Here is a 2,634-nt window from a genome sequence, read left to right as displayed (position 1 = left end):
ACGGCGGTCTGTCGCTCGGTCTCGTCGGGCGAGGACCACTTGTACAGGGGGAGTACGGAGGACAGCTTCACCCCGTGCGTGCGCAGGGAGTTCTTCAGTTCCGCCACGCGGTCGTCGTCCGCACGCGGGTGCAGGAAGAAGGGCATGAAGTCGTCGCGGGGCGACAACTCGATGTACTTGTAGCCGAGTTCGGCGACCGTGCGCACCATCTCGTCGATGGGCAGGGCACGGAACATGTAGGGGTCGAGGGCGATCTTCACGCGGCACCTCCGTAGAAGGCGGGTCGGGGCTTGAGGTCGGTGGCGATGACGTGGCCCGACTCCAGGGCCTCGACGGTAGCGCTGGTGATGACGGTGGCCGCGTAGCCGTCCCAGGCCGTGGGGCCGGTGGGTTCGGTGCCGGCGGCGATCCCCGCGATCCACTCGCGGAACTCGGTGTTGAAGGCGTCCGCGAAGCGGCCCACCCAGTCCGTGAGCACCTCTGTGGTGTGCTGTCCCGCGGTGCGCAGGCCGACGGCGGCCGGGTCGGGCAGCCGGACGAGGCCCTCTTCGCCGACTGCCTCGCACTGGATGTCGTAGCCGTACTGGCAGTTGACGAAGACCTCCAGGTCGATGCGGACGCCTTTGGCGGTCTCGAAGAGCATGATCTGCGGGTCCTTGAGGTGGGCGAACCGCTTGGTCGTGGCGCGCGGGGTCACCACCTGGGTGGAGACGATCTCGTCGTCGAGCAGCCAGCGCAGTACGTCCACCTCGTGCACGGCCGTGTCCAGGGCGGCCATGTCGGACGTGTACGACTCCGGGACGGTCGGATTGCGGTGGGCGCAGTGCACGATCAGCGGCTCACCGATGCGACCGGCGTCGATGACCTGCTTCAACTGCCGGTATCCGGCGTCGTATCGGCGCATGAAGCCGACCTGGACCAGGCGGCGGCCGTGTGCCGTCTCGGCCTCGATGATCCGCAGGCAGTCCTCGGCGGTGGTGGCCAGCGGCTTCTCGCAGAACACCGGTTTCCCGGCGGCTATCGCGTTCAGCACGTGCTGGGCGTGGGTCGGGCCCCAGGACGTCACGAGGACCGCGTCGACGTCGTCCGCCGCGATCACGGCCGCACCGTCGGGCAGGACCCGGGCGCCGACCGGGGCCGCCGCCTCCTGGGCGCGGGCGGTGTCGATGTCGGTGACCGCGGTGACGCGGGCGCCTGTGACGGTGTGGGTGAGGCGCCGGATGTGCTCCTTGCCGATCCAGCCGGCGCCGATGACTCCTACACGTACGGTCATGGTCATTCCTTATGCGTCAGAGGTCAGGAGAAGCGCGCCCGGAGTTCGGCTTCGAGGGTTTCGAGGGTCCGGCCCTTGGTCTCGGGGACGTAGCGCTTGACGAAGGTGAGCGAGAAGACGCCCGCCACCACGAAGAGGAAGAAGGTGTTGGAGATCCCGATCCCGTCGACCAGGGACGGGAAGACCAGCCCGATCGCGAAGTTGGTCAGCCACAGCACCACGGCCGCGACACCCATCCCGAAGCCGCGCATCCGCATCGGGAAGATCTCGGAGAGCATCAGCCAGGTCACCGGCGAGATCGCCCCCTGCTGGAAGGCGAGGAAGGTGACCGTCATGGCGAGCACGGCGAAGGCCCGTCCGTCGCCCGACGGCAGCAGGAGAGAGAAGACTCCGATGAGCAACAGGGCTGCTGTCGTGCCGATCTGACCGGTCATCAGCATCGGGCGGCGGTTGACCCGGCCCAGCAGCCAGATGCCGACGAAGGTGGCGAGCACCGAGATGACGCCGTTGGCGATGTTCGCGGTCAGGGCGCTGTTGGCGGTGAAACCGGCGTCGGTGAGGATCTGGGTGCCGTAGTACATGATCGTGTTGACGCCGGTGATCTGCTGCACGATCGCGATACCGAAGCCGACGAACATCAGCCGGCGCAGCCACGGCGTGGACTTCATGTCCTGCCAGCCGCCGAGCTTCTGCTGATCCTCCTTGACGGCGAGCGCGGACACCTCGCGCAGCTCGTCCTCGGCCCGCTGCTGGGACCGGACCTGCTTCAGCACTTCCAGGGCCTCGTTGAAGCGCGTCTTGGAGGCCAGCCAGCGCGGGCTCTCCGGCATGACCAGCATGCCGAACCAGAGCACGACGGCCGGGATCGTGGCGAGCACGAGCATGTAGCGCCACACGCCGCCGGACTCACCGCCCACCCGGGCGATGACCGCGTTGGAGGTGAACGCGAGCAACTGCCCGCTGACAATCATGAGTTCATTACGGGTGACCAGTGCCCCGCGCCGCTCGGCGGGCGAGATCTCGGCCAGATAGACCGGCACGGTCACCGAGGCGCCGCCGACCGCGAGGCCGAGCACGAACCGTGCCACCACCATGACGGCGGTGTTCGGCGCGAGCGTGCAGCCGAGTGCGCCGACGAAGAACACCACGGCGAGGACGAGGATCGTACGGCGCCGTCCGCGTGCGTCCGAGAGCCGTCCGCCGGTGACCGCGCCCAGGGCCGCGCCGAGGAGCAGCGAGCTGGTGACCATGCCCTCGGTGAAGGGGGTCAGGCCCAGGTCGTCGGTCATGTAGGGCAGGGCGCCGTTGATGACGCCGGTGTCGTAGCCGAAGAGGAGTCCGCCGAAGGTGGCGATGACGGT

The 2,634-nt window shown here is 68.3% G+C and carries 3 protein-coding genes; all 3 read right to left on the bottom strand.

Annotated features, from left to right (window positions below):
• Positions 1 to 260: sugar phosphate isomerase/epimerase family protein (locus ACFWP5_RS43830; RefSeq protein WP_384170340.1), on the bottom strand; the 260-nt coding region annotated here is incomplete at its 3' end.
• The gene (locus ACFWP5_RS43825) at positions 257 to 1,273 is read right to left on the bottom strand and encodes a Gfo/Idh/MocA family oxidoreductase (protein ID WP_384170338.1); all 1,017 of its coding nucleotides are present in this window, start codon (positions 1,271 to 1,273) and stop codon (positions 257 to 259) included. The genes ACFWP5_RS43825 and ACFWP5_RS43830, both read right to left, overlap by 4 nt.
• A gap of 23 nt (positions 1,274 to 1,296) precedes the next feature.
• On the bottom strand, positions 1,297 to 2,634 hold a 1,338-nt coding region (locus ACFWP5_RS43820), incomplete at its 5' end, for a sugar porter family MFS transporter (RefSeq protein WP_384170336.1).

Source organism: Streptomyces sp. NPDC058469 (assembly GCF_042721125.1).
In the GTDB taxonomy this organism is placed as follows: Bacteria; Actinomycetota; Actinomycetes; order Streptomycetales; family Streptomycetaceae; genus Streptomyces.
Note: the sequence above shows the minus strand (reverse complement) of the source record. Positions and strands in the feature narration are given on the sequence as shown.